The organism is Mesorhizobium sp. M7A.F.Ca.CA.002.05.1.1, assembly GCF_003998335.1.
Taxonomy (GTDB): Bacteria; Pseudomonadota; Alphaproteobacteria; order Rhizobiales; family Rhizobiaceae; genus Mesorhizobium.
Map to the genome: position 1 here is coordinate 1 of NZ_RZQI01000498.1, position 4433 is coordinate 4433.

General features: G+C 62.0%; 2 protein-coding genes. Both read left to right on the forward strand.

The genetic code is table 11. The features are described from left to right. The coding region (gene rpoB, locus EN939_RS22490) for a DNA-directed RNA polymerase subunit beta (RefSeq protein ID WP_127269765.1) at positions 1 to 2146 on the forward strand (2146 nt) is incomplete at its 5' end. Positions 2147 to 2293: 147 nt separating this feature from the next. Then, positions 2294 to 4433, forward strand: a 2140-nt coding sequence (gene rpoC / locus EN939_RS22495; protein WP_127269767.1) for a DNA-directed RNA polymerase subunit beta', incomplete at its 3' end; no start/stop codon positions are given.

The window sequence follows — 4433 nt, forward strand, 5'->3', positions numbered from 1 at the left end:
CGTGTCGCCCAAGCAGATGGTGTCGGTGGCCGCGGCCCTGATCCCGTTCCTGGAAAACGACGACGCCAACCGCGCTCTGATGGGCTCGAACATGCAGCGTCAGGCCGTGCCGCTGGTGCGCGCCGAGGCGCCGTTCGTCGGCACCGGCATGGAGCCGATCGTCGCCCGTGACTCGGGCGCCGCCATCGGCGCCCGCCGCGGCGGCATCGTCGACCAGGTGGACGCGACGCGTATCGTTATCCGCGCCACCGAAGATCTCGATCCGGGCAAGTCCGGCGTCGATATCTACCGGCTGATGAAGTTCCAGCGTTCGAACCAGAACACCTGCATCAACCAGCGTCCGCTGGTTCGCATGGGTGACCGGGTCAACAAGGGCGACATCATCGCCGACGGTCCGTCGACCGAGCTCGGCGATCTGGCGCTCGGCCGCAACGTGCTGGTCGCGTTCATGCCGTGGAACGGCTACAACTACGAGGACTCGATCCTCCTGTCCGAACGCATCGTCGCCGATGACGTCTTCACCTCGATCCACATCGAGGAGTTCGAGGTCATGGCGCGCGATACCAAGCTCGGACCGGAGGAAATCACGCGCGATATTCCAAACGTCTCGGAAGAAGCGCTGAAGAACCTCGACGAAGCCGGCATCGTCTATATCGGTGCCGAAGTTCAGCCGGGCGACATCCTGGTCGGCAAGATCACGCCGAAGGGCGAAAGCCCGATGACGCCGGAAGAGAAGCTTCTGCGCGCCATCTTCGGCGAAAAGGCATCCGATGTGCGCGACACCTCGATGCGCATGCCTCCGGGCACTTTCGGCACGGTCGTCGAGGTGCGCGTCTTCAATCGCCACGGTGTGGAGAAGGACGAGCGCGCCATGGCGATCGAGCGCGAGGAGATCGAACGCCTCGCCAAGGACCGCGACGACGAACAGGCCATTCTGGACCGTAACGTCTACGCGCGTCTTTCCGACGTGCTCGTCGGCAAGGAAGCGATCGCCGGACCGAAGGGCTTCAAGAAGGGCTCGACGCTGTCCAAGGATACGCTCGACGAGTATCCGCGTTCGCAGTGGTGGCAGTTTGCCGTGGAGAACGAAAAGCTCCAGAGCGAACTCGAGGCGCTCCGTGGCCAGTACGACGATTCCAAGAAGGCGCTCGAACAGCGTTTCATGGACAAGGTCGAGAAGGTCCAGCGCGGCGACGAAATGCCTCCGGGCGTCATGAAGATGGTCAAGGTCTTCGTGGCCGTGAAGCGCAAGATGCAGCCCGGCGACAAGATGGCCGGCCGTCACGGCAACAAGGGTGTCGTGTCGCGGATCGTTCCGGTCGAAGACATGCCTTTCCTCGAGGACGGCACGCATGCCGATATCGTGCTCAACCCGCTGGGTGTGCCGAGCCGCATGAATGTCGGCCAGATCCTGGAAACGCATCTGGGCTGGGCATGCGCGGGCATGGGCAAGAAGATCGGCGAGCTGATCGACACGTACAAGGCAGCCGGCGACATCAAGCCGCTGCGCAAGACGCTCGAGAGCTTCATCCCGGCCAACGACCGCAACGAGCCGGTTCGTGACTATGACGACGAGAGCATTGTTCGCCTCAGCGAGCAGATGCGCCGCGGCGTCTCGATCGCGACCCCGGTGTTCGACGGCGCGCATGAGGCTGACATCAACATCATGCTGGAGCAGGCGGGCCTGCATACCAGCGGTCAGTCGCAGCTCTATGACGGACGCACGGGCGAGCCGTTCGATCGCAAGGTGACGATGGGCTACATCTACATGCTCAAGCTTCACCACCTCGTGGACGACAAGATCCACGCGCGTTCGATCGGTCCGTACTCGCTCGTTACCCAGCAGCCGCTGGGCGGCAAGGCGCAGTTCGGTGGCCAGCGCTTCGGCGAGATGGAGGTCTGGGCGCTCGAAGCATACGGCGCCGCCTACACGCTGCAGGAAATGCTGACGGTGAAGTCCGACGACGTCGCCGGTCGTACCAAGGTCTACGAGGCGATCGTGCGTGGCGACGACACCTTCGAGGCCGGCATCCCCGAGAGCTTCAACGTTCTCGTCAAGGAAATGCGGTCTCTCGGCCTCAATGTCGAGCTGGAGAACACCAAGCTCGACGACAACCCTGTCCGGCTGCCCGATGCTGCCGAATAGGGGCGCGGCCGAGTAAACAAGACGTTCGGTCGCGGAAATCGCGACCGAACGCACCAAATTCTTCGGCCGGTGGCCGACACACGACGGCGGGCGTTTGGCCCGCGCTAGATGCAAGGGGTTTTCGAGGACCCCGAAAAGGAGAACGGCATGAACCAAGAGGTCATGAATCTCTTCAATCCGCAGGCGCCTGCGCAGGTGTTCGATTCCATTCGGATATCGCTTGCCAGCCCTGAGAAGATTCTGTCCTGGTCTTTCGGCGAGATCAAGAAGCCGGAGACCATCAACTACCGCACCTTCAAGCCGGAGCGTGACGGTCTGTTCTGCGCGCGCATTTTTGGCCCGATCAAGGACTACGAGTGCCTGTGCGGCAAGTACAAGCGCATGAAGTACAAGGGCGTCATCTGCGAGAAGTGCGGCGTCGAAGTCACGCTGTCGCGCGTTCGCCGCGAGCGCATGGGCCATATCGAGCTGGCGGCTCCGGTCGCCCATATCTGGTTCCTGAAGTCGCTGCCGTCGCGCATCGGCACGCTGCTCGACATGACCCTGAAGGACATCGAGCGCGTCCTCTACTTCGAGAACTACATCGTCACCGAACCTGGCCTCACCGCGCTGAAGGAGCACCAGCTGCTCAGCGAGGAAGAGTACATGATCGCCGTCGACGAGTATGGCGAGGATAGTTTCACCGCCATGATCGGCGCCGAGGCCATTCATGACCTCCTGGCGGGCATGGACCTGGAGAAGATCGCCGGCGACCTGCGTTCGGAACTGGCTTCGACCACCTCCGAGCTGAAGCAGAAGAAGTATCTGAAGCGGCTCAAGGTCGTCGAGAACTTCATGGAATCCGGCAACCGTCCGGAATGGATGATCATGAAGGTGGTTCCGGTGATCCCGCCGGACCTGCGTCCGCTGGTTCCTCTGGACGGCGGCCGCTTCGCCACGTCGGATCTGAACGATCTCTATCGCCGCGTCATCAACCGCAACAACCGTCTGAAGCGGCTGATCGAGCTGCGCGCTCCCGGCATCATCGTGCGCAATGAAAAGCGCATGCTGCAGGAAGCCGTCGATGCGCTGTTCGACAACGGCCGTCGCGGCCGCGTCATCACCGGCGCCAACAAGCGCCCGCTGAAGTCGCTGTCCGACATGCTCAAGGGCAAGCAGGGCCGGTTCCGTCAGAACCTGCTCGGCAAGCGCGTCGACTATTCCGGCCGCTCGGTCATCGTGACCGGTCCGGAGCTCAAGCTGCACCAGTGCGGCCTGCCCAAGAAGATGGCGCTCGAACTGTTCAAGCCCTTCATCTACGCCCGTCTCGACGCCAAGGGTTACTCCTCGACCGTCAAGCAGGCGAAGAAGCTGGTCGAAAAGGAGCGTCCGGAAGTCTGGGATATCCTCGACGAGGTCATCCGCGAGCATCCGGTGCTGCTGAACCGTGCGCCGACGCTGCACCGTCTCGGCATCCAGGCGTTCGAGCCGATCCTGATCGAAGGCAAGGCGATCCAGCTGCACCCGCTGGTCTGCACGGCCTTCAACGCCGACTTCGACGGCGACCAGATGGCCGTTCACGTGCCGCTGTCGCTGGAAGCGCAGCTTGAAGCCCGCGTGCTGATGATGTCGACCAACAACATCCTGCACCCGGCTTCCGGCGCGCCGATCATCGTGCCGTCGCAGGACATGGTTCTGGGTCTCTATTATCTCTCGATCGTCAACCAGAACGAGCCGGGCGAGGGCATGGTGTTTGCCGACATGGGCGAACTCCAGCACGCGCTCGAGACCAAGGCGGTGACGCTGCACTCCAAGATCAAGGGTCGTTTCCGTACGGTCGACGCCGAAGGCAAGGTCGTGTCGAAGATCCATGACACGACGCCTGGCCGCATGATCATCGGCGAGCTTCTGCCGAAGAACGTCAACGTGCCTTACGAGACCGCCAACCAGGAGATGACCAAGAAGAACATCTCCAAGATGATCGACACCGTCTACCGCCATTGCGGTCAGAAGGAGACGGTCATTTTCTGCGATCGCATCATGGCGCTCGGATTCAGCCATGCCTGCCGTGCCGGCATTTCGTTCGGCAAGGACGACATGCTGATCCCGGATGCCAAGATCAAGCTGGTCTCCGACACCGAGGCTTTGGCCAAGGAATACGAGCAGCAGTACAATGACGGTCTGATCACGCAGGGCGAGAAGTACAACAAGGTCGTCGACGCCTGGGCCAAGTGCTCGGAAAAGGTCGCCGACGAAATGATGGCCCGTATCAAGGCGGTCGAGTTCGAGGACAATGGCCGTCAGAAGC